The 26,485-nt window shown below is 65.0% G+C and carries 22 protein-coding genes and 1 pseudogene; 4 read left to right on the top strand and 19 right to left on the bottom strand.

Annotated elements, in window-relative coordinates; genetic code table 11:
- Positions 1-31 precede the first annotated feature (31 nt).
- The 3 genes from ABT345_RS10315 to ABT345_RS10305 form a co-directional block, all read right to left on the bottom strand.
- Positions 32-211 (bottom strand): SPOR domain-containing protein, encoded by a 180-nt coding sequence (locus ABT345_RS10315; RefSeq protein ID WP_345086598.1) that lies wholly within the window; start codon positions 209-211, stop codon positions 32-34.
- A gap of 243 nt (positions 212-454) precedes the next feature.
- On the bottom strand, positions 455-2,206 hold the full coding sequence (locus ABT345_RS10310; protein ID WP_345086600.1) for an APC family permease: 1,752 nt from the start codon (positions 2,204-2,206) through the stop codon (positions 455-457).
- 276 nt (positions 2,207-2,482) lie between these two features.
- Entirely contained in the window at positions 2,483-3,235 is a 753-nt protein-coding gene (locus ABT345_RS10305; RefSeq protein ID WP_345086602.1) for a GntR family transcriptional regulator, read from the bottom strand.
- 169 nt (positions 3,236-3,404) lie between these two features.
- Here ABT345_RS10305 and ABT345_RS10300 point away from each other — a divergent pair, with 169 nt between their 5' ends.
- A complete protein-coding gene (locus tag ABT345_RS10300; RefSeq protein WP_345086604.1) occupies positions 3,405-4,154 on the top strand; it encodes a PIG-L deacetylase family protein in 750 nt (249 codons plus the stop codon).
- 416 nt (positions 4,155-4,570) lie between these two features.
- Here ABT345_RS10300 and ABT345_RS10295 read toward each other — a convergent pair whose 3' ends face one another.
- Entirely contained in the window at positions 4,571-4,831 is a 261-nt protein-coding gene (locus ABT345_RS10295; protein ID WP_345086606.1) for a PLD nuclease N-terminal domain-containing protein, read from the bottom strand.
- 733 nt (positions 4,832-5,564) lie between these two features.
- Between ABT345_RS10295 and ABT345_RS10290 the strand changes: the two genes are divergently transcribed.
- Positions 5,565-5,735: a hypothetical protein gene (locus ABT345_RS10290; protein ID WP_345086608.1), complete on the top strand. Its 171-nt coding sequence runs from the start codon at positions 5,565-5,567 to the stop codon at positions 5,733-5,735.
- Between the two features lie 4 nt (positions 5,736-5,739).
- On the opposite strand, the gene ABT345_RS10285 is transcribed toward ABT345_RS10290, so the two are convergent.
- The 6 genes from ABT345_RS10285 to ABT345_RS10260 form a co-directional block, all read right to left on the bottom strand.
- The gene (locus tag ABT345_RS10285; protein WP_345086610.1) at positions 5,740-6,588 is read right to left on the bottom strand and encodes an HNH endonuclease; all 849 of its coding nucleotides are present in this window, start codon (positions 6,586-6,588) and stop codon (positions 5,740-5,742) included.
- A gap of 20 nt (positions 6,589-6,608) precedes the next feature.
- Complete coding sequence (locus ABT345_RS10280; protein WP_345086612.1) at positions 6,609-8,135, bottom strand: AAA family ATPase; 1,527 nt, start codon at positions 8,133-8,135, stop codon at positions 6,609-6,611.
- A 195-nt stretch (positions 8,136-8,330) separates the two neighbouring features.
- Positions 8,331-9,053, bottom strand: a complete 723-nt coding sequence (locus ABT345_RS10275) for a M48 family metallopeptidase (protein ID WP_345086614.1) — start codon at positions 9,051-9,053, stop codon at positions 8,331-8,333.
- On the bottom strand, positions 9,040-12,132 hold the full coding sequence (locus ABT345_RS10270; RefSeq protein WP_345086616.1) for a type I restriction endonuclease subunit R: 3,093 nt from the start codon (positions 12,130-12,132) through the stop codon (positions 9,040-9,042). Before ABT345_RS10270 ends, ABT345_RS10275 begins: the two co-directional genes overlap by 14 nt.
- Positions 12,129-13,346, bottom strand: coding sequence for a restriction endonuclease subunit S (locus ABT345_RS10265; protein ID WP_345086618.1), 1,218 nt, complete (start codon positions 13,344-13,346; stop codon positions 12,129-12,131). Before ABT345_RS10265 ends, ABT345_RS10270 begins: the two co-directional genes overlap by 4 nt.
- A complete protein-coding gene (locus tag ABT345_RS10260; protein WP_345086620.1) occupies positions 13,343-15,778 on the bottom strand; it encodes a type I restriction-modification system subunit M in 2,436 nt (811 codons plus the stop codon). The genes ABT345_RS10265 and ABT345_RS10260 overlap by 4 nt, the downstream gene beginning before the upstream one ends.
- A gap of 560 nt (positions 15,779-16,338) precedes the next feature.
- On the opposite strand from ABT345_RS10260, the gene ABT345_RS10255 reads away from it, so the two are divergent.
- Positions 16,339-16,611, top strand: coding sequence for a hypothetical protein (locus ABT345_RS10255; RefSeq protein WP_345086622.1), 273 nt, complete (start codon positions 16,339-16,341; stop codon positions 16,609-16,611).
- Between the two features lie 89 nt (positions 16,612-16,700).
- Here the strand turns inward: ABT345_RS10255 and ABT345_RS10250 are convergent.
- The 5 genes and pseudogenes from ABT345_RS10250 to ABT345_RS10230 all read right to left on the bottom strand — a co-directional run.
- A pseudogene (locus ABT345_RS10250) lies at positions 16,701-17,197 on the bottom strand (serine hydrolase domain-containing protein); the annotation flags it as partial.
- A gap of 207 nt (positions 17,198-17,404) precedes the next feature.
- Complete coding sequence (locus ABT345_RS10245) at positions 17,405-18,514, bottom strand: radical SAM protein (protein WP_345086624.1); 1,110 nt, start codon at positions 18,512-18,514, stop codon at positions 17,405-17,407.
- 60 nt (positions 18,515-18,574) lie between these two features.
- Entirely contained in the window at positions 18,575-19,114 is a 540-nt protein-coding gene (locus ABT345_RS10240) for a class IV adenylate cyclase (protein ID WP_345086626.1), read from the bottom strand.
- A 69-nt stretch (positions 19,115-19,183) separates the two neighbouring features.
- On the bottom strand, positions 19,184-19,648 hold the full coding sequence (locus tag ABT345_RS10235; protein ID WP_351321617.1) for an ATP-binding protein: 465 nt from the start codon (positions 19,646-19,648) through the stop codon (positions 19,184-19,186).
- A 435-nt stretch (positions 19,649-20,083) separates the two neighbouring features.
- Positions 20,084-21,259 carry a helix-turn-helix domain-containing protein gene (locus ABT345_RS10230; protein WP_345086630.1) on the bottom strand — a complete coding sequence of 392 codons (1,176 nt, stop codon included), beginning with the start codon at positions 21,257-21,259 and terminating at the stop codon, positions 20,084-20,086.
- 120 nt (positions 21,260-21,379) lie between these two features.
- Here ABT345_RS10230 and ABT345_RS10225 point away from each other — a divergent pair, with 120 nt between their 5' ends.
- Positions 21,380-21,928 carry a flavoprotein gene (locus ABT345_RS10225; RefSeq protein WP_345086632.1) on the top strand — a complete coding sequence of 183 codons (549 nt, stop codon included), beginning with the start codon at positions 21,380-21,382 and terminating at the stop codon, positions 21,926-21,928.
- Between the two features lie 64 nt (positions 21,929-21,992).
- Here the strand turns inward: ABT345_RS10225 and ABT345_RS10220 are convergent, their stop codons facing one another.
- The 4 genes from ABT345_RS10220 to ABT345_RS10205 all read right to left on the bottom strand — a co-directional run bounded on the left by ABT345_RS10220 (position 21,993) and on the right by ABT345_RS10205 (position 26,249).
- The gene (locus ABT345_RS10220; RefSeq protein WP_345086634.1) at positions 21,993-23,717 is read right to left on the bottom strand and encodes a relaxase/mobilization nuclease domain-containing protein; all 1,725 of its coding nucleotides are present in this window, start codon (positions 23,715-23,717) and stop codon (positions 21,993-21,995) included.
- Entirely contained in the window at positions 23,714-24,232 is a 519-nt protein-coding gene (locus ABT345_RS10215) for a MobC family plasmid mobilization relaxosome protein (RefSeq protein WP_345086636.1), read from the bottom strand. Before ABT345_RS10215 ends, ABT345_RS10220 begins: the two co-directional genes overlap by 4 nt.
- A gap of 615 nt (positions 24,233-24,847) precedes the next feature.
- Entirely contained in the window at positions 24,848-25,921 is a 1,074-nt protein-coding gene (locus ABT345_RS10210; protein WP_345086638.1) for an AAA family ATPase, read from the bottom strand.
- Complete coding sequence (locus ABT345_RS10205) at positions 25,866-26,249, bottom strand: DnaB-like helicase N-terminal domain-containing protein (RefSeq protein ID WP_345086640.1); 384 nt, start codon at positions 26,247-26,249, stop codon at positions 25,866-25,868. The genes ABT345_RS10210 and ABT345_RS10205 overlap by 56 nt, the downstream gene beginning before the upstream one ends.
- Positions 26,250-26,485 lie beyond the last annotated feature (236 nt).

Below are 26,485 nucleotides of genomic sequence, written 5' to 3'. Positions count from 1 at the left end.
CCTACGGCGCGCACCACGCCCCGCAACCCGCTCAGCCCGTCGTCACATCCATCTTCTCCACCACGTAGAGCTGCTGGTCACCGTCGCCGCCGAGGCCACCGACGACCCGCTCGGCCTCCGCGCGGGTGGCGTACCGGCCCACCCGATAGCGGTGGCCCCCTTCGTCCTGACGAATGACGAGCCAGGGCAGTCGCGTCCCGCCGTCAGCCATCACGCCACCCCCTTCGCAGCACCGCGCGTCATCCCGTGCCCCTCCCGGGCCGTTACCGAATCCGCATTCTGCATATGCCCGACCCTACGCCCGACCTTCACTCAGCGGATATGGAATGGCACAAAGAGAGACGGAACCGGCCACCCGCGGGCCCCCGGCGAACCGGGAGGGCCTGCGAGTGGCCGGTGGAGCCGTACGGCTCGGTGGTGCACGACCGGGGCCGGGCCCCGGATGCGTCGCCGGTCAGGCGTCGCTGCGGACCTTGCCGTCCGAGGGGCGGTCGTCGTCGGGACCGTCGGAGTCACCGGAGCGCTGGGCGCCGATGGTGACCGTGTCGGTCGTCGCCTCGGCCTGCTCCGCCGCGGTGATCTCGGCCTCGACCGCGATCAGCGAGGGGTTCCGCCACGAGCTGCGCACGCCCCAGAAGTAGAACGCGAGGCCGATGACGACGACCACGGCGATGTCCAGGCCCTCGGGCAGATAGCCCTTGCCGCCGAACTCCTTGCCGCCCGCGTACGAGACGACCGCCATCACCAGCAGGTACGCCACCATCCAGGCACCGGCCTTGAGGTGCGGACGCAGCTCGGCCCACGGCTTGCGGCCCTGGGAGAGCGGCTTGCCGATCTCGTACCAGGCCCAGACCGGCAGACCGACGGCCATGATCAGGATGACCTTGCCGGTGAGCGGCCAGCGGCCCCAGTAGAGCACCAGCGAACCGAAGACCATCGCGATCGGGGCGATGACCGGCATGACCTTCAGCTGCACCGGCCGCTTCAGACCGGGCGAGAGGCGGCGCAGCGACATCACGGCGACGGGGCCGGTGATGTACGAGATGACCGTGGCGACGGAGACGATCTCCGCCAGCGAGCCCCAGCCGCGGAAGACCGCGAGGAACAGGAAGGCGATGACGAGGTTGAGCACCAGCGCCGGGCGCGGCACACCGGTCTTCTTGTCGACCTTGCCGAAGATGCCGGGCAGGTGGCCGTTCTCCTGCACGCCGTGGATCATGCGCGAGGTGGTGGCGGCGTAGATCATGCCCGTGCCGGACGGCGAGATGAAGGCGTCCGCGTAGAGCAGCATCGCGAGCCAGTTCAGGCCCCAGGCGATGGCGAGGTCGGCCAGCGGGGAGTTGTAGCCGAGACCGGCCCAGCCGCCGGCGGCGGAGAGCTTGTCGCCGGGCACCGCCATCAGGAACGCGACCTGCAGGGCGACGTAGATGACCAGGGCGATGACGATGGAGCCGATGACGGCCTTCGGCAGCGAGCGGCCCGGGTTGCGCGCCTCGGCGGCGAGGTTCAGCGGCGACTGGAAGCCGTTGTAGGCCCAGACGATGCCGGAGACCGCGACGGCGGTGAAGACCGAGCTCCAGCCGTTCGGCGTGAAGCCGCCGGCGTCCTTGATGTTGCCCGTGTCGAAGTGCGCGATCATCAGCGCGCTCGCGGTCAGGATCGGAACGACGACCTTGAAGACCGTGATCGCGGTGTTGGTCTTCGCGAACAGCGTGATCGCGAACCAGTTCAGGAAGAAGTAGAAGATCAGCAGGACGCTGGCGAGGCCCACGCCGCTGCCGGTCAGCTCCTTGCCGTCGTACAGCGCCTGGGCCCAGCCGAAGTCCCACGAGCTCATGTACTGGACGGAGGCGGTGGCCTCACCCGGGATCACGGAAACGATCGCGATCCAGTTGGCCCACGCCGCGAGGTAGCCGGCGAGCGAGCCGTGGGAGTACTGGCCGTAGCGGACCATGCCGCCGGCCTTCGGGAACATCGACCCCAGCTCGGTGTAGGTCAGGGCGATGGTGAGTGCAACGACCGCGCCGATCACCCAGGCAAGGATGGCGGCGGGACCGGCGATGGCAGCGGCCCGCTCGGCTCCGAAGAGCCAGCCGGAGCCGATGATGGATCCAAGACCAGTGGCGGTCAGGGCAATGGTCCCTAGGGACCGGCGGTAATTGGAGTGCGAGCCCTGCTCCGCGCTCGGGGTTTTCGTCGTGCTCACGTGCTTGGTCTCCTGGTCTTCCCCCGTGCCGTGCACAAACTTCGCCATCGTAAGAGCGAAATTGGATGATCGGAATCCCCCACCCGGCAAAAAGCCCCGCCCCAGCGAGCGGTTGTGACTCTTCCCACGGCACAGCACAGCAGACAAATAAGAATGAATGCGGACAACGAGCCCGTATGAAACTGACGTTACGGGCGGTACGAGGACCCGTCCCGGGGCCCTACATCCGTCATCCCGCCCCCTTTTTCGCTTCCTCCCGCCCCCGTCACGCCGGATCTATCTGACCGGCAGGTGATACGTCACACGGTGCCGGTCGGCGAGGGTGACCACATCGGCGGTCTCCACGGGCCGCCCCCCGGCGAAGTACGTCCGCGAGATGACGAGCACAGCATGGCCCGGCACACCGCCCAGCGCCATGACTTCTTCGGCCAGCCCCGGGCGGGCGCCGACCTCCTCCACGACGTTGTCCACCACGACGTCGATGGCGGCCATCCGCTCGACCACGCCGCGCCCCGCCAGCGGCCCCTCCTCGGGCAGCATCACCGGCGTGCGGCCCGTGATCTCCAGCGGCTCCCAGGACGTCGACACCATCACCGGCTCGCTCTCCGTCCGGAAGACGTACCGCGTCCGCATCACCCGCGCGCCCGGCTCGATCCGCAGCCGCCCGGCGACCGCGCCCCCCGCCTCCTCCTGCCGGCTGCTCGACTCCCAGCTGCCCGCGATCCGCTCGTCCGTCTGCTCCTGCCGGAACGGCGTGCAGGACGGCCCGGCGTGGTGCCCGGCACGGGCGATCCGGCGGTGCACGGGGCGCTCGCGCACATACGTCCCGGAGCCGGAACGGCCCTCGACCAGCCCCTCGGCCATCAGCACCTTGCGCGCCTCCAGTGCGACGGTGTCCGAGACGCCGTACTGGGCGCGGATCCGGGCCTGCGAGGGAAGGCGGGTGTGCGGCGGCAGCACACCGTCGACGATCTTCTGACGCAGGTCGCCTGCGACACGGAGGTACGCGGGCTGCTCACCGAAAGGCACGTGCCCCTCCCAACAGCTTGGCAGTCGGTAACAGCGTGGCAACTGCGTGTCGCCACCCGCAACCTTGGGCCAGGAAATCACCCAATGTGATGACGCCCAGCTCACCCCGCATAACGATCATGAAATGGGGTGACGGGGACACCGCGGGGGCCGCACCCGAGGGAGCCCCATGACCGGCAACACCCCCCTCCCCGCCCTCCCCGACGACTGGCACCACGCACTCGCCGTCGCCGCCCACCCCGACGACCTGGAGTACGGCACGGCCGCCGCCGTCGCCGAATGGACCGCCTCCGGGCACACCGTCGCCTATCTCCTGGTGACCCGCGGCGAAGCCGGCATCGACGACCTGCCGCCCGCCGAGTGCGCCGCGATCCGCGAAACCGAGGAACGCACCGGCGCCGCACTGGTCGGCGTCGACACCGTCACCTTCCTCGACCACCCCGACGGCACCCTCACCCCGAACACCGCCCTGCGCCGCGACCTGTCGGCAGCCATCCGCCGCCACCGCCCCGACCTGCTCCTCACCCTCAACCACCACGACACCTGGCCCGGCGGCCACTGGAACACCCCCGACCACCGCACGGTGGGCCGCGCCACCCTGGACGCGGCCACGGACGCGGGCAACCGCTGGATCTTCCCCGACCTCGCCACGGAGGAGGGCCTGCCACCGTGGAACGGCGTACGCCGGGTCGCGGTGGCCGGGTCGCCCACACCTACGCACGCGGTCGAGATACACGCGGGCTTCGAACGGGCCGTCGCCTCACTGGCCGCCCACCGCACCTACATAAGGGGGCTCGCCTCCCCCGACTCCCCCGCCACCGACCCCCGTGCCTACGCCCGGGAATTCCTTGACCGGACCTTGAGCCCGACGGCCGACGGGGCGGCCCGGGTTGTCCGGTTCGAGGTGTTCTCCCGGTGAGGGGCGGGGCGACAGGCCACCCAAAAGGGCCACCGCCCGCCCGCCAGATGGCTGGTTTTGATCTCTACTCCACGACACCCGATGAGCCGTTCGACCCCACGGGACGCCGGGCCCGGTTTCCACCGGGAAACGCGGCCCATGAGAGCCCCCCAGCCCGCGGCGCCCCATACGGCTCCGCTCACCTCAACACCCTTACCCACCAAGGGCGTTAGAGGAGATCCCGATATCAATTCCCGTAATGCAGCGACGGGGCGGACAAGAGAATGACGGCGGGAGTGCGGGACAGACACTTCAATCCCGCACTCCCTCAATTACCGTCTCTCTCAGCCCTATTGCGTTTTCCCGGCAGAGAAAGAAAAGAGGCGGGCGCCCCTGCCCGCGCGCCGCGGCGAGGAAGGAAAGAGGAGGAAATCAGCTCAGGCGCGCCGGTACGCGGGAAGGCTGCGGCGACCGATGAGGAACCACAGCAGGCTGCCCAGGAAGGGCGCGATGAAGGCGAACACCACCCACACCAGCTTCATCCCCGCATCCATCCGGGCCTTCAGGATGCTGACCAGAGCACCGATGAACAGCACGACGAACGCCAGCACCACCGCGGCCATGACAGCGATACCGCCATAGCCCAGGACACTCTCGGACAGACCCAGAACCTGCTGACCAGCGAGAACGACGCCCATGACGAGATGACCACCTTCGTGGGGGGAAGTGAGAACACGCGGCACTCGGGTGCCGCCGGCCCCGCTCCGGTGCTTGGCCTCGGGCGAGGCCACCCGAGCGGCGGGACACCAGAAATCTATGCCGCCACCGGCCCCGAACCGTTCGCCCCCAGCACGATCCGACCGTCAGCCCCAGGTGGCACGGACCTCCTCCTCAAGAGGTACCCGGCCGTCCCGGACCGATACGGCGAGCGGGGCCGACCCCGTCCAGGGCCGGCCCCGCTCGCGCTGCAGATACCGCCGGGTCGCTACGGCAGCGCCAGGGGCGGCGTCACACGTTGAAGCGGAACGTCGGGGGGTTGATTCTGACCTGCGGCGGAGGTCCGTCTATGCCTTTGACCTGCGACTTTATAGTTGCCCTGCGATGGGCTGCGACAACCAATTACGGCCGTCTTGCGGACTGACTGCGGACTGCGCTCGGAACGCTGCCCATGCGGGCTCGTCGACTCACAGCTTGCACCGAGCAGCCCCTTCCTGCTGCCCGCTTCCGCCGTGGTGCGAGCTGTCGTTGATCGGTGCGGACCCAGGCAATGGTAGGGCGCGCACGGCGGGTCGGCGCGACCGAGATCGTAAGGTGTCCGCCCTCCCCGGAGTCGGCGTCTTCGGCGCCAACGCATCCGGTAAGACGAACCTCCTCAGGTACTTTTCAACAGGCGGAACGCCGTACGCACCTCGTTCCCCGACTCGGCGACCGATGCAGGGCGTCGCGGCATCCTTCAAGCTGGATACGGCCGCTGCGGAGAAGACAACACTCGACGAGATCGATCTGATGCTGGGCGTAAATCCGGTTTGCACGCCTGAGTTCCAGTTCTCGGACGAGCGTGGCGTCCATCGACGAGGAGCTGCGCCGCCGCACCCGATCTAGTGAGTCACGACGAGCCCACTGAGCTGGGACTTTCTTGCATCGAGGAGCCTTCGCAATAGAGGTCGTCGGCTGCGAGTGTCCGGTACGTGATGCCTTCGCAGCTGTTGAGGTCTACGGCGAACCGGCTCTCCGCTTCATCCTCCAGGTAGACTCGGACCATGCGTGCGCCACCACGTTTACGCTGCCTCTCGACGCTATACGTCACATCGGAGATCGCGCGGTTGGCTTCAATGGCGTAGCGCTTCCCCAGCTCGAAGAGCCTAAAGTGGTTTTCGACCCGTGCGATGAGCGTGGCATCCCACGATGCCGGCGGGTTGACGAAGAAACGCAGCCGCACCGTGCCCGAATCGTGGATCGATTGCGCATCCAACCAGCCCTCATGGGATATCCGGTCGAGATATGGATGCAGGAGGGTGTTCTCGGCGCTGTCCGGCCGCTTGTTCCCCTTGATCAAATTGCACCGCTCGCAGACGGGGACAAGGTTGAGCGGATCGACACACAGTACAGGGAAGTGACTCTTCGGCATGAAATGGTCAAGTTGGCGAACGGTGCCCTGTCTGCACAACGGACAGCGTTCGTTGGGTGGAGCGGCCATCAGCTCGTCACGTATCACCCGCCCCCCGACGGTCTGCATGCCGTTCTCGTAGGCCCAATCCACGAAGGCGTCGTCGGCGATCTCGGGAACCTTAAAGCCCTTCGGGTCAAGGACATGCAGATTCCTGGCAGCCGCAGCCTCACGAAGCGCCTGACCAGCCTTCTGCACAGCGTTGACCGCGTTGAGCAGGCGCTCACGCCGTTCTTCCGCCTTGGTACGAGCGACACATGCCCGGTAACTGTCACTCGCCTTTCGCATGGGAACCTTTAGGGGCCACATCAAAGGGAACCATCCGTCTTCTCTGCGAGAAGGATCCGGACTAACCCCTTTGCCTCTCCGCCGAGCTTGCCGCCGAAGTGGGAAACAACCTCTTCGTAGGTGTCCAGCGCGGCCACCGCTTTGCCGATCTCCGCATAGAAGCCGGACTCCATCACCTCCAGCCCGAAGACCTCATGGGTCAGCACACCCACGTTCTCACCGTACGTCTCAATCAGCGGGCGCTCGGAGCGGCTGCTCTCACCCTGACGTATGAGCTTGTAGACGCAGGACCGCGGAACCGTCTGAAGTACGACTGGCGAGTGTGTAGCAACCACTGCGACGCCGTTGCGCGCGGACAACAGGTTAGACAGCGCCTGCATGAAGGAAGCCAGCAGCGGCGGATGCAAATGGGCCTCAGGCTCGTCCACCAGGACCAGGGACTGCTCTGCCACGAGATGCACGAGCTGTGTCATGGTCAGCGCCACGATAGCGTGACCTGAACTCATCCGCCCGAAGGCAGAGGTCAGTTCCCGCAAGTGGGATTCACGAACTTTCATGCCGGCCCGTATGTCCCGGGCATAGGCCGCGATGGCGGAGTTCGCGAACTGCGGGTCACGACTCAAAAGCATCATGGCCTCACGCCAGCGCATGAGCTCGCGCGAGTTGATGACGGCGTGGACTCCAGCGTTGAAGGCCGCTTGCAGCCGTTGCTGCTGGGTGCCGGTGGGCAGATCGTCTAGCGAGTTGTCTTGAAGGCCGACGTAGGTGTACTTCACCGCTTGGGGATCGCTCTCCTCGACCACTTCGACGAAGGGATCGAAGGCGCTGAAGGTAACTGATACCACGTTTACGAACCGCTCGCCCGTTGCGGACGTGGACGTCGGGAGCACATCCACGCGGCCGAATTCCGTGTGCCTCTCGGGCCAGACAACCGCAGCGGCAAGATTCCGCAGCAAGGTCGTCTTGCCAACTCCGTTGCGACCGACGAGGACATGGATATTGCTAGACGGCGTGGATTCCGGATCGACCTTGAAGTCGAGAGTGCTCTCAGCCCCATGCCCCGGTGCTGTGTAGCAGAACCGGTACTCAGTCAGCCGGACTCCGCCGCGTGCGATCCGGTTGAACTGCACCCTGACCGTCTGTTCCTCGATCGTTCGCAACAGTGATGAGCGTGTCACTGGGTACTGCATAGCGGATTCAAGAAGGTCGAGATTGTAAGCCACGTCAGACAGTCCCCGAAGGATTGCTTCGCGCCTGTCGTGTCCAAGCTTCTTGATGTTGTCGTAGTAGCGATCACTCTGCCCGAGGGAGAAGAGCTCACCCGGTGGCGAGTCATCGTAGACCCCGGGACGGATGGGGCTAGGGCCATCTTCCTGCTCAGCGACGGCGATCTTGACGAAACCCAATTTCGTCTGCGACTGCGAGTCTCTGTACCAGAGCGTATAGCCCGTCCGGAAGCCAAAGTCATCCCAGTCATCGACTACCAAGACCACAGCCTCGGGGCCTGAGCGCACTGGCGTGTCTTGGGGCAGGACAATGAACTTCACCGGGTCGAGCCTCCGGTTCTGCGGCGGACACCCGCACTTCGGTCAAACTGAGTTTGGACTCTATCGCCTCGCTCTGACAGGACGATCACGACACCTTCAACTCAAGGCCGTGCCCCTTTGGCGGCTCACATCGCCGTCCGTCCTGCGATGCTGTTTGCGTAGGTTTGTCCTGCGAGGGGACTTTTCCTCCCTCTCTCAGGCCCACGATTCCTCTGCAAGTGGCGCGTCATTTAGCTGGTCACGAAGGCTCCGCCAATTCGGCATATACCTCTCCATAAGCTCAGTAAAGCGCTTATCGTGGTTGCGTTCAAAGTAGTGCGTCATCTCATGGACAACGATGTACTCGAGGCATCCTGGAGGTTTCTTGGCAAGCTCGACGTTGAACCAAATACGCCCGTTCTCGCGATTACACGAGCCCCACTTGGTCTTCATCCGCTTGATATTCCACCGCGGCACCGAAACTTCGAGGATGGCTTCCCACTTGGCAATCAAACCCGGTAGGACATGCCGAAGCTGCTCCCGATACCAGCGGTCCAACAATTCTCGTTGCCGTTCAGCCGTTGCGCCGGCCGGGACGTACAACATAAGCCGTTCACCGTCTAGCTCAAAATGAGCCCGACCGGGACGCTCCACGACCTTCATCCTGCGGCGAACGCCCCACACATAGTGGGACTCGCCTGTCACCATCTCTCGCGTGGACTGCCGCGCGGCTGAACGAAATTGCTCCCGCTGCCTTTTGATCCACGGTAGGCGTTGGATTACAGCGAGCCGAACCTGCTCATTGTCGAGCTGGTGCGGCGCAGCTACACGAACGCGTCCGAGTGGCGGGTAGACACCGATGTGCAAGTTCTTGATGTTCTTGTAGATGACGTCGACGTCGATGCCACGGATGGTGAGAGAGGCACTAGCGGTACTCACGACGCGCCTTCAGTAGTTCCAACAGCTCATCAAGCCGGTCGAAGTCGGCGGTCAGTGCCTGAGCAAGCGCGCGCCTGACCTTCTTTTCCTTCATCGCGTTGCCCACCCACGAGTCAGGCTTGGTATGGAGGACCGTGGTATCCACAACCGCGGCCAGCTCCGGTGACTGGCCGAAGAAATCAATCAGAGCGCGGCGAGCACCGTTGTTAGCCCACTCCGGGTACTTGGTGTCTGACTCGCCCTTGCCGAGCTTGGACGCGTGCTCCAGAAGCTGCGCGAGGTACTCCTTGTATTCCAGAGCGCCCTGCCGCCGTTCCTCGAGTATGGCGTCAAGCAGCTCTGACATTTTATCGTAGTACTTCGGGTTCATCGGCCGCTCGTCGATAATCACCCTGCGCATGTTGTTGGTGATCGTCTCCGCCACCGCTTCGGGATCCTTCTTGATACCCGCGGGAAGCTTGTCTAGCGCACCAGCTCCCAACTCGACGATCAACTGAACCAGCCCGGCATCCTGAAAGTCAGATACCACCTCGGAGGGGCTGGCGCTGATGTACGTGTCCAGCAGGTGTCGCATGCCGGCCTCGTACTGCTTGAAGTCAACATTCTCGCCAGCACCGAGCTTCACCTCTTCACGCACGTTGGCGTAATGGGCAATCTCTTCCTTGATGGCTGCGGCTTCGGCGTCGCTGTACCTAGCAGCGTGCATTTCATTGGCGAGGTTGCCGTACGCGCGGGTCACGGCCGCCACAGACTTATAAAGCTCAACCCGCTTGGGTTCGTTGGCCTTGAGCTGCTCAATATTACCCTGTTCCCTGGCGCAGAAGTACTGCTGGTACTGGAGGGTGTTCTTTGGTGGTTCGACAGGCTCGCAGAGCGCTCGAATCCTCTCCAGAGCCTCATCGAGGCCGTCACGGGCCTTTTCGATTCGGTCTGGCAGCAGCCCCTCGACGTCCTCCTTATCGAAGCCCTTCAGAGCAGCACCGGTGTAGTCCTTGATCGCGGACTTAAGGGAGTTGAACAGGTCGCGGTAGTCGACGATATAGCCGTAGTCCTTGTCATCGCCATCGAGGCGGTTGACTCGACAGATCGCCTGAAACAGACCATGGTCCTGCATCTTCTTGTCGATGTACAGGTACGTCGCGCTTGGGGCATCGAAGCCGGTTAGGAGCTTGTCGACGACGATGAGCAGCCGCATCTGGGCCGGGTCATTGATAAAACGTTCCTTGACGTCCCTTTCGAACTGCTCGACCTTGCCCATCGCTTGATCCGCAGGCTCGTTGAAGTGATCCGCGAGCATCTGCCGATAGATCTCGTACTGACGCAGCCGCTCGGTCGCACCATGACCTGAGTCTTCCTTAGCGATGTCACTCGCCTGCGGTGCGTACGACGTGATGATGGCGCACTTTCCCTTGAATCCGGCCTGAATGAACAGCTCGTAGAACTTACACGCCTGGTAGATACTCTGGCTCACGAGCATGGCATTGCCTCGACCATCCATCAGCCGCGGCTTGGTCTCCATGTCGAACAGGACGTCGTTGACGATCTGCCGGGCCCGTGGCTCCGAGCTAACGACCTTCTGCACAGTGCCCCAGCGCTTCTTGAGCTCGGCGCGGGAGAGGTCAGTCATGCCGCGAGTCTTGGCTTCAAACCACTGATCGACCTTCGCCGGCGAGGTCAAGTCCTGGTCAATGTTGCGCGCCTCGTACCGCAGGTCGAGCACGACGCCGTCGGCAACGCCCTCGTTGAACTTATAGGTGTGAATGAAGCTGCCGAACCGTTGGACCGTGGTGTCCTTATCCTTCTTGAGGAGAGGTGTGCCGGTGAAGCCGATGAACATGGCCCCCGGCATGAGCGCCCTCATAGCGTCGTGCATCTTGCCCGACTGCGTACGATGAGCTTCGTCCACGAAGACGAAGAGGTTGCCCTTAGCCTGGAAATTTTTGGGGACAGTCGCTTTGAGCTCACGAATGAATTCATTCTCAGCTTCATCTCGCGCGGCATCATCTTCCGAGCCACGGAACTTATGAACCAACGAGCATATCAGCCAATCCTTGCTCGCATTCAAGGTGGCGAGGAGGTCAGCGCTGCTCTTGGTCCGGTAGATGGCCTCCTTGGCTCCCTGGAAGACCTTCTGAATCTGATCATCCAGTTCGGTCCGGTCAGTGATCAACAAGACCCGTGGGTTTGTCCCAACCTGAGATTCCCGGATCCACTTAGCCAACCACACCATCGTGAGTGATTTGCCGGAGCCTTGGGTATGCCAGATGATGCCGCCCTCGCGCTTGGCGATCCGCTCCTGAGCCGCCTTGACGCCGAAGTACTGGTTGTGTCGACACGTCTTCTTCTGTCCCGCGTCGAAGACCATGAAGTCGTGAACCAGCTCGAGCAGGCGCTCCTTCGAACAGAGCTGCATCAAGGACCGGTCGAGGGGATCGGCGATGTCGGACGGTTCACGCCATGCGAGCCAGTACTTCTCGGGCGTATCGATAACGCCGTAACGCAGCCCCTCCACGTCATTGCCGGCCATGACGAGCTGCACCGTCGTGAAGAACGAGCGGATGAACTCGGGCCGCTGGTTCCCGATGCTCTGGCGGATGCCTTCAGAGACGGCGACCTTCGAGCGCTTGAGCTCAATCGTCCCTAAGGCGATGCCGTTGACGTACAGCACGATGTCTGGGCGCTTCGTGTGCTGCCCCAGCACTGTCACTTCCTCAGCCAGGGCGAAGTGGTTGGCTTCGGGGCGCGTCCAGTCGACGAGCCACACCGTCTCCATCTGCTCACCGGCGCCCGGCTTGACCTTAACCCCATAGCGCAGCAGCTCATAGACGGCGCGGTTCGCCTCGTACAGGTCACGACCGCCACCAAGCGCGGCCGCCTTCTTCAGCTGGTCGATCGCTTTGCTGACGAGGGTGCTGTCGTAGCCCCGGGCGCACAGGTTCGACTCCAGCAGCTCGACTTCGATGTTCGAGTTGCCGGTGCGGTACTCCCAGTTGCCCAGGTAGCGGTAGCTCAGCCGCTCCTTGAACAGCCGGACGACCCGTTTCTGCGTCTCACGCTCGACCTGTCCGACGTCGCTCATTCGCCGTTTCCCCCCTGACCAATTAGGCGCGTTCGTCCCGTGAGAAGCTCCTTCATCATGCCGATCTTCATGTCACGAGCCTTGTCCAGGCGCGCATAGAGAGCCCCGAGTTCGGCATCAGCATCTGCGAGAACTCGCGAAATCGCCTCTTGCTCATCTGGGCTTGGAAGCATAATCGGAAGTTTCCTCACAATGCTCCAGTCCGCGCGAGGCATGTGGGTCCCATAGCCGCCACTGGCAACCTCAATGAAGCAATCCGACTCAACGACGTACCGCAGGAAAGAATTCACATTGCAGTCTGTCGGCCGCAGCACCCAAAACTCCGTCGAACACACTCCTTCAAATTCCGCAAGCCAATACTTACGAAGATAGGAGCGAAGTTTACCGAATAGAACATCGCCGGTGCGGAACACCGCCTTCAGGGAAACTGCGCCGGAAACGGTGGCGTAGCCGGCAAGTCGACCGGACCCACTCGCCACGTGCTCCAATTCGACGAGCTTTACATTACCGGGAATATTTCGCGGGTCGATGCGCTCCGTAACCAAGGTCGCCAAATTCTCAAACGGCACCTCACGCCATGCACCGGAGAAACCCGGGAGCCGACTCCTGCCGGAGAGAAGCTCCTGAATGAGGCCCTTCTTGATCGCCTTCTTCTTGGCAACAAGCCGCTCTAGAGAAGCGATCAAGCAATCGACATCGACAAACATCTGAGAAATCAGGCGCTGCTCTTCAACCTCAGGTAGCGGGATCGTAAGCTGCCGAAAGTAGTCGAGACCGATGGTCTTGATCGTACTACCGTTAGAGATCCGCTCAAACTCGGCTTTCATGGACTGAAGGTAGTAGTACAGAAACCAGTTATCGAGCCGAGGACCACAATTCCAGACCATGAAGTGTTGACTTACGGCCATATCCCCCTGGAGGACAGCACTCTTCCCAATTCCGGCATCCCGCAGAAGGATCACAGATCCTGAAGGGTGCACCACCGCCGAAGAGTTAGCCAAGCCTGCATGCGTGATACTTTCAGCCGTTTCTGAAATCAGCCCCCGATCCATCCTGAATGTGTCTTTAAGTGACACCCAGCGGATGTTCCCATTCCAGTATTCCGCGCGTTTCTTATTGGGAGTGTGCCCGCTCCCCCGGGTGGCGACTTCGTCAAGGGGCACCTTGCTCCAGCACAGACCTTGTGTGCGGGAACTCTTGTTAACAGCGCTCACGCTTCAACTCCCAGCTTAGACAGGTGCTGGGCAACCTTAGATTCAAGCTTCTCCAACTCGGCTGTGAGTGCGCCGACAGTCTGGGAATAGCGGTCACCAAGCTGCTGGATTCGGTTCACCAGGATGAGTGTTAGGGCCTCAGCTTCGGAGGCGACGCGAGCTGCAACCGTGGACCACCACTTGGCGTCCAGCACAAGTGTCTGCACGTCCTCCTCGGTGAGGTCGCCGTATTTTTTTAGGGTGGCACTGCTGAGCGCAGCTTCCGCCTCCTTAGCCGCCTTCTTCGCTACCGCCTCCGAGTTGTAAAGCTTGATCAGGTGCGACAGGGCGGCCACCTCGTCTGCATCCGTATCCTCGTGCCGCGCCTTCTTCAGGCGAGCCGAGACGAGCGCCTTGTTGATCTTTTCATCGTCCATCGCTTCCGCTAGGAGCCCACCCTCGACGGCATGCTCCTCTACGTAATCCTCGACCAGCCGACTCGCCTCTGCCCATACCGACATGAGCTCATCGACTTCAGCGCGTTCCTTGGCGAAGTAGCGCTCAACGATCAGATTCGGCGGGAGAAGGTCCATCTTGTACTTCTCAGCACTACGCCCCGTACCCACCACGAGGTCTGGAGTGTCGGAGAGCTTTCGATCCTTGTCCACGACAATCCGGCGCGGCTTGGCGGCGCCAAGCCAGCCGTCGTTCATAACCATGAAAACGTCATCGTGCATGACGTCGTGCCAGTACGTCATGAGCTGTTCGTAGACGTCGTACTCATCCAGCAAAGGCACTGTTTTGAAGCGGGCAAGCAGGTCGTCACCGAGGGTGGCGATGAGATCATTTGGCCGAGTGGTCTCGTCTATCCCTTCGAGCTGCTTGCGGTGGGCGTCGAACCACTCAGTGGTGAGTTCCCGGGTCTCTTGGGTGAACTTCTGGAACTCGGGCGAATCAAGGATTGCCTGCTGAACCTGGCTGGCATCGACGGTCAGGTCGCTGTAGCCAGGACGGTCCGGCTGGAACAACTGACTGCGCAACTGCGGGAAGGCGTCCCAGTAACCACTGAGCGCGTCGAGATCGCGGTCAGGGATGCCGCCGTGCAGGTGTGCGTGGAGGTCCTGAATATCCTCGGGCTCGGAGGAGTCGATGTATCGGGGAATGTTGAGATTGTAGTCGTTCTTCGGATCGGAGATCTCCGACAGCGGAACCATGCGCGAGTAGCGGTCGATCGGTTTCTGCCGCGTGAAGACGTCAACGATCTTGTGGATGTCCTGGCTGCGGAGGCGGTTCTTGTTGCCGTCCTTTATAAAGCCTTTGGACGCGTCGATCATGAAGACGCCGGTACGGCCGACGGCGTTCTCCTTGTCCAGAACGATGATGCAAGCAGGGATGCCAGTCCCATAGAAGAGGTTGGTTGGCAGGCCGATGATGCCCTTGATGAACCCCTGCTTCAACAGGCGCTGGCGGATGTCGGCTTCGGCGTTACCCCGGAAGAGCACTCCGTGCGGAAGGATGACCGCCGCCTTGCCCGTGCTCTTGAGCGACTTGAGGATGTGCAGCAGGAAGGCGTAGTCGCCGTTCTTCTCCGGCGGCCGGCCGTACTCGAAGCGGCCGTACTCCTGCTCCAGCCCGTTACTCCAGGACTTGATCGAGAACGGCGGGTTGGCCACGGCGAAGTCGAACGTCTGGAGTGCGCTGCCGTTGGTGAACTGAGGGCTCGTGATCGTGTCGCCCTTGAGGATTTCGGCGTCCTCGTTCCCGTGCAGGATCATGTTCATCTTGGACAGCGCCCACGTGGCGTTGTCCTTCTCCTGGCCGTAGATCGTGATGCCGCGTGAGGTCTCGGCAGCGACCTTCAGGAGGAGCGAGCCGGAGCCGCAGGTCGGGTCGTAAACCGTCTGGTCCTGACGGGTGTCCCTGGTGATGCCGACCACCTTGGCCAGCACACGGGATACCTCGGCGGGGGTATAGAACTGGCCCTTACTCTTGCCGGACTCCGTGGCGAAGTGGCGCATGAGGTACTCGTAGGCATCGCCGAGGAGATCGTCGCCCTCGGCTCGGGAACCCCGGAAGTCAAGGTCGCTGAAGATCGTGACCAGCTTGGACAGCCGGTCCTGGATCTCTTTGCCCTTGCCGAGCTTCTCCTCGTCGTTGAAGTCGGCGAGGTCGATGACGTTACGCAGGTCGTTCGCTTCGGCCAACCGGCTAATGATCTTGTTGAAGCGATCGCCAATCTCTTTGTCGCCCTTGGCGGCGACCATGTCGTCGAAGGAACCGCCGGGCGGTACGTCGATGAGACTGTGAGGGTCGGCCTTGGCCTTGTCGGAGACGTACTTCACGAAGAGCAGCGTGAGGATGTAGTCCTTGTACTGGCCGGCGTCCATCCCACCGCGCAGCTCATCGCAGCTCTTCCAGAGTGAGCTGTAGAGGTCTGTCTTCTTGAGGGCCAAGGCTCTTCTTCCCGGTATGTCAAGGCGGTCACGCAGGCCGCCAACCCTGATGTCCGCGGCGTGACACACGTCGCGCGCCGTCTCCAGCCGCCGATGCGAGTTCCATGCAAGCGGCAGCCGAGTCCACGCAGGAAGCGTAGTCGAGCGATCGGCTGAGCTGGGCTGTATGGGAAGAGAGACACCTCGCGACCGGTGCCCACGTCCGGCCCTGATCGCGCGATGGCATGAGGTACCCGGCCGACGCCTCCCGCACCAATCTCCCGCGATGGGCAGATGCAAGCTGTGCCCGGCGGAGGTTGTGATCGACCTGTGGGCGCAGAATCTTCGGGATCATGTGGACCAGCAAGCATCCACCTGAAGTACCCGCACTCGTCTGGCCTGTGGAAACGTCTCACGTCAGCGACGGGGAGAGCGTCCGGTCACCCCTGGAACCGTGGCAGAGTCCAAGCTGCCATAATGCGGCGGCCGGGGAGAAGGGCTTCAAGGGGTCAAACCCCCACCTCTTGCACGCCGTGCCGCCTTCCCTCCCGAATGGCTCACTCCGCCCATACGCTCCCGTCGTGATCAAGATGACGTGGGCCCTGGTGGCCGAGCACATGAACGAGTGGATCGGGGACGACATCGCGCAAGGAGCGGCCGTCTTTGAAGCCAGAGTGGGGTCCGTGATCGACGCGAGCGGCATGAGGCCGGAGACCACAGAGCACCGGCGGACCGACTTCCTCGCGCCTGTTGTCGACTCCCTGCGCACCGAGGGCACGGCCGCTCTCGCGCGGGGCGAGTCATGGAGCAAGGCCGCCGGGCGGTTCCTGGCCTGCGCCTCTGCCGTCAACTGAACGCTCTCTACCTCGTAGGCAGGGAGCTGACTGCGCTGTGACGCACGTCAAGTAGACGAAGGGGAGAATCAACGCCACTACTCTGTGTCGATCCAGCCAGCCGAAGGTTCGCCGTGATACCCGTGGGCGGTGCCTGGAGTCCACAGGGGGCGCTGAGCGGCCAGTGCATCCGCTATCGGCTGCCAGGCGAGCGCGTCGGCCAGCGGTACCGGCTGGTCCAGTGCGACCAGGCCGGCCTGGTGGGAGAGGAGCCAGCGCACCAGGATGTTCGCCTTGCCATTCTCGGCGAACTCTGGCCAGTACGCGGCCACCGGAGCGTCCAGGTCCAGCTTGCCGCGCTGGGCTAGGAGGTGCGCCGCCGCTGCGGTGGCGCCCTCGTCGCGAAGTAGACGAGTTGCAGCGTGTCCCGCGTCCATGGACGACCGCTGTCAGGGTCGGCGATCCCGCCCCACAGATCAACGACGGGCCTGCCATCCCGGTACACGCACACCGCCGCGCCAATGTCCCCGTGCTGGGCAAAGTTCGCCGCGAACGCCTCGCGTACGGATTCGAATCCGGCAGCGACTTCACCGTCGATCGTCGTCATGCCGTCCATCCTGGCACTTTGGTTGTCTGCTACAAGGGGTGAGCTGATTCGCGATACGTGAGAGGGCGCCGATCCAGCAGGGTCAGGCAGCGCCTGGAGGCGATCCCTGAACTCGCGAACAGGGCGGGCTTGGCGCCCCACAATCGTGTGGCGCAGGGCCCTGGCGGAGATCGCCGCGGCCCTGGTGGTGCCAGGCCGACCTACGGCTCACGCACCGCCGGCCGCTGCCTTGACCGAGTGCAGGCGTGCGAGACGGGCTGCCTCGTCGTCGCGGAAGGCGGCTACTTCGTGGCATCTCTGGCTCATGACGAACTCGCCAAGCGGCAAGCAGAGGTCCATTCGCTGGATGCACACGCCGATCATGAACGGGCCGTCGGTGGCTCGGTACATGCGGACCCCGTAGTACCCCTCCTGGCAGTCGTCCGGGTTGTTGAACCGGCAGTCGGCGCAGGTCTCCGGGAGGCGCACGGGCCGGATGCTCTTTGCGTAGAGCGTTCGGCCGTCCGGCAGGCGGTACCGGATCCGCTGGTCCGATGCTCCGGCGGTGATGATCCGCCGGACCGGGACGGCGCCGAGGTGGTCGACGACCTCCCCCATAGCGGCCAGCGACGCGCCGTCGTCCTCCAGTGAGACGAGCATGCGCACCACGACGGACCGGCCGTGTTCCTCGATGATGCGTAGCACCCGCTCGACGTGATGGTGGTCGGGGATGACGATGTTCGCGGAAACCTTGATGCCGTGCTCGCGAGCGACCTCGATCGTCTTCGTGAGCGCGTCCAGCTTGCGGGCTGCGAGCTTCGGGGAGGCGAGGCGCGGGGCTTGGACGGCGGCGAGCTCATCGGGGGTGGTCCCGAACACACTGAGGTTGATCCGGTCGAGGCCGGCGGCTGCGGCCTCCGGCAGGACGGCCGCCCCGTTCTCGCCGTTCGAGGTGAGGCCGACGGTCAGCCCCAGTTTCCGGGCGATTCTGATCAGGCCCGGCAGGTCGGGGTGGAGGGTCGGTTCCCCGCCGGTGAAGTGCACCTCGTTGGTGGGAAGACTGCCGCGGACCGCGGCGAGCGCGAGGGCGAAATCGGTGTCGGCGGGGATGCGGGCAGGCAGGAAGTCGGCGCCGTTGGTCTTGAGGTAGATCGACACGCGACCGGAGCGGCCCGGCGTGCCGGTGAACTGACCGGCGGAGCGCCCGGCATTGTCGGTGGCGACGGGCGTTCCCTCGTTGTGGCAGAACGAGCAGGCGAGGCCACACGTGTCGATGATCTTCACGCGTAAGGTGCGGTCCGGTCTGACCTCGACCGGCAGGTTCATGAGGTCATGCATGGTGCCCCCTCTCCGGGCCGGCCGGAGCGGGCGCCCCGGCCGGGAGTAACGGACGTCGGTCTACTCGAACCGCAGGTCGGTGATGGATTCCAGGTCGATGCCGTACAGGGCGTAGACCTTGGTCGTGTTGATCGACGTCAAGCGCTCACGGTCGATCCCAAGAGCGGTGGCCGTCTCCCAGACCTGTGCCTCGTCATCGGCCTCGATCTCCAGATACGGCGGAATGCGGGGCCATTCGTCGATCTCCAGACGCACCGCGCCAAGGGTGTAGGAGGTGCGTCGGTTCTCCTGGTAACTGCGAGGCGTCAGGCCGACCAGGCCCAGGAGTGCGCTTGCTTCCTCGAAGGAATCGACGGTGACTTCGGTCTCGTGGGTGCCATCGACGGCGTCGGTGGCGATCTGCTTGACGCACAGGGTCGTACCGGCGCCGGTGTCGCGCAGGCGTACCCATCGTCCGGGGACAGCCGGGATGGTGTCGTACACGTAGCGGCGCATGAGCCGGGGCCCGGCCTGCTGGATGCCGCCGGCTTCGGTGATGAGGCGCGCCGTCTTCTCGGGGTCGATGTCGAGGGCCTTCGCCTCGTATTCAATGCCGGCCATGGTTCTCCGATCAGGTGCTGTTGCTGTGGGGTGAATGTCCGCTTGCCGTTAGGGGCGGCGGCGGGGGCGCTATGGCGGAGGGATGACGTTGAGCAGCGCGGGCATCCACGAACCGACCTCGAAGGTGGCCCAGACGCTCTTGCCTACCCGGTGCGTGGTGACACCCCAGTCGTCCGCGATGCCCGCGACGAGGAGTAGGCCGCGCCCGTGGGTGTCGTCATGGTCCGTGCGGACGTGTGGGGTGCCACTGCCGCGGTCGTCGACCTCGATCCGTACTTCCTCAGAGCCGGTCTCCAGCCGTACGCGGTAGGCATGATTCTCGGGTCCGCTGTGCAGGACGGCGTTCGTGGCGAGCTCGGACACGCACAGGAGGATGTCGTCCAGGCGGTCTGGTGGCCCCCACTGATACAGCTCGTCGATCACGAACGCTCGCGCCTCACTGACGGATTTCGGTGCTGGAGGGAACAGCCGGTCGGCAAGCTGTGTCAGCTCAGCCATGTCGACCCCCGCTATTTCGACGGCGAGGACGAACACAAGCGCGATGAGATGTGTGGGGTAGGTGATCTGTCGCCGTGCGTCCCGGCTCGCTGGCCTCGTTTGTCGGCTGAGCCTGGAGCCACTTGGTGACTGAGAGGTTCCCGGCGAGGTGAGCCCATTCTCGGCTGCCGCGCCACGACCCGTCGGCGATATTCCCTACCTCTGGCAACCGACCGCCCAGGCGGTGGCACAGTCCCGCGGCTGCGGCGCGATTCAGGCTTCCGCGCGTATCGACCAGAGCCGCGGCCACGTCCGCGCCGATGCCAGCGGACTCGGACTGCGCCTGCAGTGTGAGTGCGTACGCGCGGGGCCCGTGTACTGCTGCTTGGTGCGTCATGGTGTCCCCGTCTCGGTGATCGAGTGAGATCAGCGTGACGGGGCACGACGGGCGCAGCACTCACAGTTTTGTGAGTGCTGTGAGCGTTGCCGGATCTACAGGCCGACCCACGCGGCCATGTGGTTCAGCGTGTCCGGTGTGCGGCGCGCCATGTGCACCAGTCCCGTGACTGCCGCTCGCGTACCCGGGTGGTATCGGGTCTGCTCGGGGGCCGCGCGACGCGCCTCCACCAGGTGCTTCAACGCCGTGTCGGTGAGCCCCGTCTCCATCTCGACCACGGCTCGATCCACCAAGAACCGGGCTCGGCGCGAGGTCAGGGTGGAGGGCGGCAGCTTGATCTTCCGAGCCTGTTTGAGGGCGCTGTCGTACTGGCGCATCGCGAGCGAGGCGCCCATCGCGTGCAGCGCGACGTTCCGCAGTCCGAAGGAGAGCCAGTGCACCTCGCCGGCCTCGCCACCAACGCGCTCAGCAAGGTCACGGGCGGCGGAGATATGCGTTTCCACCGCGCTCTGGTCCTCGGCCCTGGCCGCTACCGCGGACAAGCCGAGGTGGAGCTGACCACGGACCGCCAGCGCCTCGCGAGACGTCTGCCCGTCCAGCATTTCGTGCCCCGATTCGATCAGTCGCCGACCGAGGGCCGAGGTGTTGCTGCCTTCCTTGTAGACGAGCGCGCGCTTGTACTGGCGGATTGCGCCCAGACACGGATCGGACGCGCGCTCGGCGGCCCAGCCCATACGGTCCAGAGCAACGGTGGAGAGGTCGGGGAATCCCAGCTTCAGGGCGATATCGGATGCGGTGCGGTAGCTCGATGCCAGAGCCTGCCACGTCTGAGTAGTCGGCGCTGCAACGGCGAGGTGTGTCAGTTCGGAGATGATGCCCGGCAGGGAGTCGGCTGCCTTGCGCAGGTGCGTGGCGCGTACCTGCTGGCACACCTGGTCGGCAGCTGCGGCCAGCTGGCCGGCCGTACGTGTAAGCGTGCCTGTTGGCTCCAAGTCATACAGGTCGAGGGCGGCCCGGATCGGGCTTACCAAGGCGGTCAGGCGGTCGTCACCCATGGTCTGCTGCCCCGTCAGCACCATAACGTTGATGTTCAAGGCACGGGCAACGGCGTTGACGAACTCGTCGCTCGCCTGCCGGGCGCCGCACTCCACCTGATTGAGCAGGCTGTACGAGTACGGAATCCTCTCGGTCAAGCCGCGTTGCGTGAGGTGTGCGCGTTTACGTTCGCGCCGGATTCGCGCTCCCGTGTGATCGTCGTCCGAAGCAGACATGCTCGTCTCCGTTCCTGACTCGTCATCCGGAACGCTACCCGCGCCCAACGGCGTTGAGGCTGCCACCGCCCCTGATTCCCGCCGAATCGGGGTTATGGAGAGTGTGGTCGGATAGTGCGCATGACGTCGCGCGTGCTCTACCTCTTCGGTTCCGCTGCCCCTCCCGTCCATGACTTCGCTGCCGTTGTCGAGGCAGCGCAGGACCGGGGATTCACTGTGTGTGTCGGCCTCACGCCGACCGCTGCCGAATGGCTCTCTCCGCAGATTGCGGAGCTGGAAAAGCAGACCGGATACCCGGTCCGTTCCCAGTACAAAATGCCGGGGACCGCTGACGTGTGGCCCAAAGCGGACGTGATCGCGTTCGCGCCGGCCACAGCCAACAGCCTCAACTCCTGGGCCCTCTGCCTCACCCACACCTTCGTCGTCGGCGTCGTCGCCGAGGGCATCGGTAAGGGAATCCCGATGGTGGCGATGCCGTGCGTGAACGCTGCCTACGCCGCGCACCCGCAGCTGCCCCGCAGCATCGAGACGCTACGGGGTGCAGGCGTACAGGTGCTGTACGGAGACGGCGGGTTCGTGCCGAACGCCCCAGGCCAGGGCCGCCCGTCCGAGTACCCGTGGGAACTCGTCTTGGACGCTGCCGAGCATGCCGCGGGGGCCAGGGCGTGAGTCCGCCGCACCGTTAGGGGCGCGGTGCTCTCAGTTTCGGCTTTCTGGTCTCGGGACATACTGCTCAGCGGCGTGGACGTCGGCTGTGGCTTGGCATCGGGCCGGGCCCGGGCAACGTGGCCGTCGGGTCCGCTTGTGCGCTCCAGGATGGTTGTGCGGCTGTAGTCGAGCGAGCCTGCGCTGCACGAGCCCGGGGGCTGGGAGCAGGTCGCTCTGTGAGGCGCTGGATACGCCAGATCAGCACCTTCGTCGGAGAATCGGCGTCGTCCAGTGCTCGCTGGTCGACGGCCTTGTGGAGAAGCTGCGTGGGGTCGTGTCCTGCGGTCTCGGCTGCGGCGAGGGCGGTAGTGAGGGCGTCGCAGGCAGGGTCGTTCAGTATCTGCTCTGCGTGGGCGGGAGCGGCCTGCCGGATCTGCGGAATGTGTCGTTCCACCGTCCGCTGGGATGGTTTGCGCTGAGCCAGGGCGGCCAGGGGTGCGGCTGCGGCCTGGTCGTAGGCGGCCTGGATGTGCAACAGGCTCTCGCGGGCGGCCACGACCTGCTGGCCGTGGCGGCGAGCCTGGTGCCAGCGGGCGGCGGCGATGGTGACGAGGACGGCCGCGTCGAGGAACATCGCGAGGGCAGCCCCGTCCTTGGGTGCGGGTTCTCGGAGCATGGATCGGACGGCGCCGCGCAGGGCTCGCGCGTGGTGGTGTTCGGCGCTGATGCGGGAGCGGGTGGCGCGTTCGAAGGCTTGGGCGGCCTGGCTGATCTGGGGCCGGATCTCCTTGGGTGCGAGGACGGAGAGGGCGTCGAGGGCTTCGCCGAAGGCGGCGAGGTGGGCCTGCGCGGCCGCATCGTTTCCCTGGTCGAGGAGGGCGGGGATGCGTTCAGCTGCGGCGGTGGCCTGATGCCACGGGTCGGGCTGCCGTCGGCTTCCCGACTGCTGACTGGCGAGGGCTGCGCCGGTGGCGGTCAGGCGTTCGCGGATCTTGGGGAAGGACAGGTCGGGGGCGAGTTTGGAGCCGGAGAACCAGATGGGCTGGCCTGCGGCGTTGGTGTCGCCGTCGAGGGCGACCTTGTAGCCGCGGATGTCACCGGAGGGGAAGCGCTGCACATCGACGAGGACACCGGTGCCGGCGAGCACGGTGAGGAACTCCTCGGGATCGGTGGCCACCGCCACAGCAGTGCGGACGGTGGTGCGCAGGCGCTCACGGGAGGTGGCCTGGTGGCCGGCGCGGTGGGCCTTTTCCTGTTCGGCGCGGGTGGGGCGTTGGGCTGCGGTGCGATCACCGCGGACGACGCGGTGAAGGCCGTACTCCTTCTCCACTGCGGCGAGCTCGCGGTCGGCGGTCAGGTAGTCGTTCCAGTGGCGGGCCGGGCGCAAGTCCGCTCGGACTTTGGTGGCGACGATGTGGATGTGGTCGGGAGCGTGCCGTACGGCGACCCACCGGCAGCCGTCGGGGTCCCCGGTGGGGGCGATGCCGGTGGCCGCGACGACGCGGCGGGCGATCTGGTCCCAGTCTTCGTCGCTGAGGATGCGGTCCTCGGGCGCGGCACGGAGCGAGCAGTGCCACACATGCCGCTCGGGAGCCCGGCCGAGCCGCCCGGCCTGCTTGACGTGCAGGTCGAGGTCTTGGACGAGGAGCTTCTTGGTGGCGTCGAGGTCGGCGGCGCGGCCGGGGTCGGGGGCGAAGCCGTCCCAGGAGGCGACCAGGTGTGGGTCGGTGTGGTCCTTGGCCTTCTTGGTGTCGAAGAGGTACCGGATCAGGCCGGTCGTGCTCTTGCCACTGCTGATTTTCGCGATCATGCGGTCGCCTTCGTAGAGACGGCTCGGTTTGCGGCCGCTGCGATGTCGCCGATGGTGGTCCGGACGGTGTTCAGGGTGCGTTCGGCCTGGGCCAGGGTGGCGGCATCCCCAGCGTGTGGAGCACCGCCGGAGTTGAGCACGCGGGCGATCTGGTTGACGTTGTTGCCGATCCTCGCGACCTGGGCGCGGAGGGCGTTGAGCTCGTCGATGTAGTCGTCGACGGGGGTGCGCTGGCCGGGGACGGCGAGATCGCCGTCGACGTAGGCCATGACGGCGGCACCTACGAGGTAGGCGCCGGTGATGTTCAGTGACTGGGCCTTGGCGCGGATTTTGGTCTTCTCCTCGACGCTGTAGCGGGCGTCCACTCGCTCCTTGCGCTGCCCCTTGCCGTAGGGGCGGCGGCGGGCGACGCGATGCAGGGCTGCTACTTCGGCGGCGCGCGGCAGCGATGGAGCGGCCGCATCGGCGGGCTTGTCCTCCTCGGGCACCCCCTGGTGCCCGAGTGCCTGCGCCACCCCTGGGGCGCAGGCTTCCCCGTTGGCGCCGTCCTTGGACGGTCCAACGCCATACCTTGCTGCCGCGTGGATGGTGTGGCTGGTCAGTCGGCTGACGCGATGAGCTCGCGTCGTGTCGGAGTTGTCCGGGTCCGGATCAGTGTCCTGAGGCTTGGGGAGGCCGGTGTGGCGGGGCATGGATCGCTCCTGAGAGAGGGCGGGGAATTCGGCAGAAGGAAGGCGTGCACGGAGGAGCGTTCACGCGTGCCCCCCTTTAAGAGGGGGCACGCGCGTGAACGGTCCGGAGCGTGAACGCCGTGTGCGGTGGCGTGATCGCCTGACCTGGGGTTTCTTGTTATTCGTGAACGCCGTGATCGGTCCGTGCAGGGGGTCACGTACACGGTGGGCGTGAACGGTTCCGTGAACGCTTTTCGCGGTCCGGCGGGCAGTTGCGGGGCGGCTTCAGTGGACGGTCAGTGCGTTGTCCGATCGGTCACCGGAGTCCGGTCAGTCCCGGTCAGGCCACCGGAACTGACCGGGACTTTGACCGGGACTGACCGCGGCCGGAAGAGAGGCGACCGCAGGTGCGCCGGATACGTGTCTGCGGCTTGGTAAGTGGCCGGTCAGACGGTCAGGTCAGGAGACGGCGACCAGGCGGCGGGCCCGGTAAGTGGCCTGCTGACCGCGGCTGGCTCCGCCGGCGGTGCCCTGGGCCTTCTCCGCGTGTCCGGCCTGGGCGAGCTGGTCCAGCTTGCGGCGGGCCTTCTCCACGTCCGCGCGGCTGGGCTTGGGCTCGTCGGTCAGGTGGGCGGCCAGTTCGCGCGGGGTCAGGCCCTCGGGGCTGGCCTGCAGGAGAGCCAGTGGGTCGAGGGTCTGCTCGACGTAGGAGATGCCGCGCTGGTGGTTGTGGATGACCGGCAGCGGGCCGATCTCGCCGGTCACCATCTTGAGGTGGTGAACCTTGACCGCCGGGTCACCGGACTCTCCGGCGATGAACAGCACGCTGCCCGCGCCGGAGGTGAACCAGGTTGACCCGTAGACCCGGTCCAGGACAGGGCGCTGGTCGCGGGGTGTGTCGCCGGTCCACTTGCGCTGGTGATGCAGCTCCAGGAGCTGGGCGCCTTCGCGTAGCGCGTGCTGGCGGGCGTTGTTGTAGGCAATGGCGGCCTCGTCCTCGGTCAGGCGGCTGACCGCGTCCTTCAGGCTGTCGATCACGACCGTGTCGGCCTGGTGGGCGGCGGCCAGTTCGGCGAGGAGGTGGGGATCCTTGTCGAGAGTGGTGGGCAGCGGGCCGGACCACACCCGAAGCCGGTCGCGCAGCGTCGGCTCGTCCTTGGGGCCCAGGTGACGTGCCAGTGCCTTGGCGATCTGCGGTGGTCGGTCCATGGCGAGATAGAGGACGCGCCGGCTCTCGGCGACAGGGAGATCCAGCACATCGGTATATACGCCGAGTCGGGCCAGGATGACCTGATGGGCGAGCGTGATCTTGCCGACGCCCGGTGGCCCCACGATCATCAGGCTCTCGCCCGCTGCCCAAGCGGTCTGCTCCGGGGTGCCCCACAGCGGCTCGGTCTCCGCCCCGATGTCGGTGCCGAACGCCCAGCCGTCCGAGACGTACCGATCCAGACGCGAGGTACCGGCGTTCCGGGCGCGCTCACGCTCGGGTGCGAAGCGTGTCCTCCAAGGCAGTGTGGAGCTCTTCCGGATCACTGCCCGGATCGCTCGCGAGCTGGGCGGCCCGCAGACCGGCGCTCTGTACGCGGCGAAGCCGTGCCGTGCGCGCCACGATGTCGGCGTAGTAGCCGGCGCTTCCGGAAGCCACGCTTGCGTTCGCCAGCGCGTGGACGGCGCTCGCGCCGCCGACCCGGTTGAGGTCGCCCTGGCGCTGGAGCAGGGCGGACACGGCAATGGGGCCGGTCGGATCTCCCTGCTGATGGAGCTGGAGCAGAGCGCCCCAGATCGTCTCGTGGGCAGGACGGTAGAAGTCCGTGCCGTCGAGCAGTTCGCGCACTTCGGCGATGCTCTCGGCGTGGTGCATGCAGGTTCCGAGCACGACCCGTTCGGCATCGGCATCGTGCGGGGGTGCCTGCCCTCCGGCGTCTGCGGGCTCGGGTGACGGACCCGGGAGAGGGGCCGTAGGGTGGGGCACAACAGGTCCTCACCGGTGGTGCGGGGCGGGCTAGGGCGTTTCTTCTGGATCATCGTGTGGACCAGATGAAGATGCCCGCGATGTGCAGTGCTGCCAGGTAGATGGCGGCGGTCTTGTCGTATCGA

The sequence above is a fragment of the Streptomyces sp. NPDC000404 genome (genome assembly GCF_040300365.1).
In the GTDB taxonomy this organism is placed as follows: domain Bacteria; phylum Actinomycetota; class Actinomycetes; order Streptomycetales; family Streptomycetaceae; genus Streptomyces; species Streptomyces ramulosus.
The sequence above is the reverse complement of the archived record's forward strand: the minus strand, read 5'-3'. Positions and strand labels throughout refer to the sequence as shown.

Coding starts and splice junctions, on each gene's coding strand:
- ABT345_RS10270 (WP_345086616.1), bottom strand. CDS start 12,132: ATGAGCGACGTCGGACAGGTCGAGCGTGAGACGCAGAAACGGGTCGTC.
- ABT345_RS10230 (WP_345086630.1), bottom strand. CDS start 21,259: ATGTCTGCTTCGGACGACGATCACACGGGAGCGCGAATCCGGCGCGAA.
- ABT345_RS10300 (WP_345086604.1), top strand. CDS start 3,405: ATGACCGGCAACACCCCCCTCCCCGCCCTCCCCGACGACTGGCACCAC.
- ABT345_RS10290 (WP_345086608.1), top strand. CDS start 5,565: ATGCAGGGCGTCGCGGCATCCTTCAAGCTGGATACGGCCGCTGCGGAG.
- ABT345_RS10240 (WP_345086626.1), bottom strand. CDS start 19,114: ATGGCCGGCATTGAATACGAGGCGAAGGCCCTCGACATCGACCCCGAG.
- ABT345_RS10220 (WP_345086634.1), bottom strand. CDS start 23,717: ATGATCGCGAAAATCAGCAGTGGCAAGAGCACGACCGGCCTGATCCGG.
- ABT345_RS10205 (WP_345086640.1), bottom strand. CDS start 26,249: ATGCACCACGCCGAGAGCATCGCCGAAGTGCGCGAACTGCTCGACGGC.
- ABT345_RS10225 (WP_345086632.1), top strand. CDS start 21,380: ATGACGTCGCGCGTGCTCTACCTCTTCGGTTCCGCTGCCCCTCCCGTC.
- ABT345_RS10245 (WP_345086624.1), bottom strand. CDS start 18,514: ATGCATGACCTCATGAACCTGCCGGTCGAGGTCAGACCGGACCGCACC.
- ABT345_RS10295 (WP_345086606.1), bottom strand. CDS start 4,831: ATGGGCGTCGTTCTCGCTGGTCAGCAGGTTCTGGGTCTGTCCGAGAGT.
- ABT345_RS10315 (WP_345086598.1), bottom strand. CDS start 211: ATGGCTGACGGCGGGACGCGACTGCCCTGGCTCGTCATTCGTCAGGAC.
- ABT345_RS10285 (WP_345086610.1), bottom strand. CDS start 6,588: ATGCGAAAGGCGAGTGACAGTTACCGGGCATGTGTCGCTCGTACCAAG.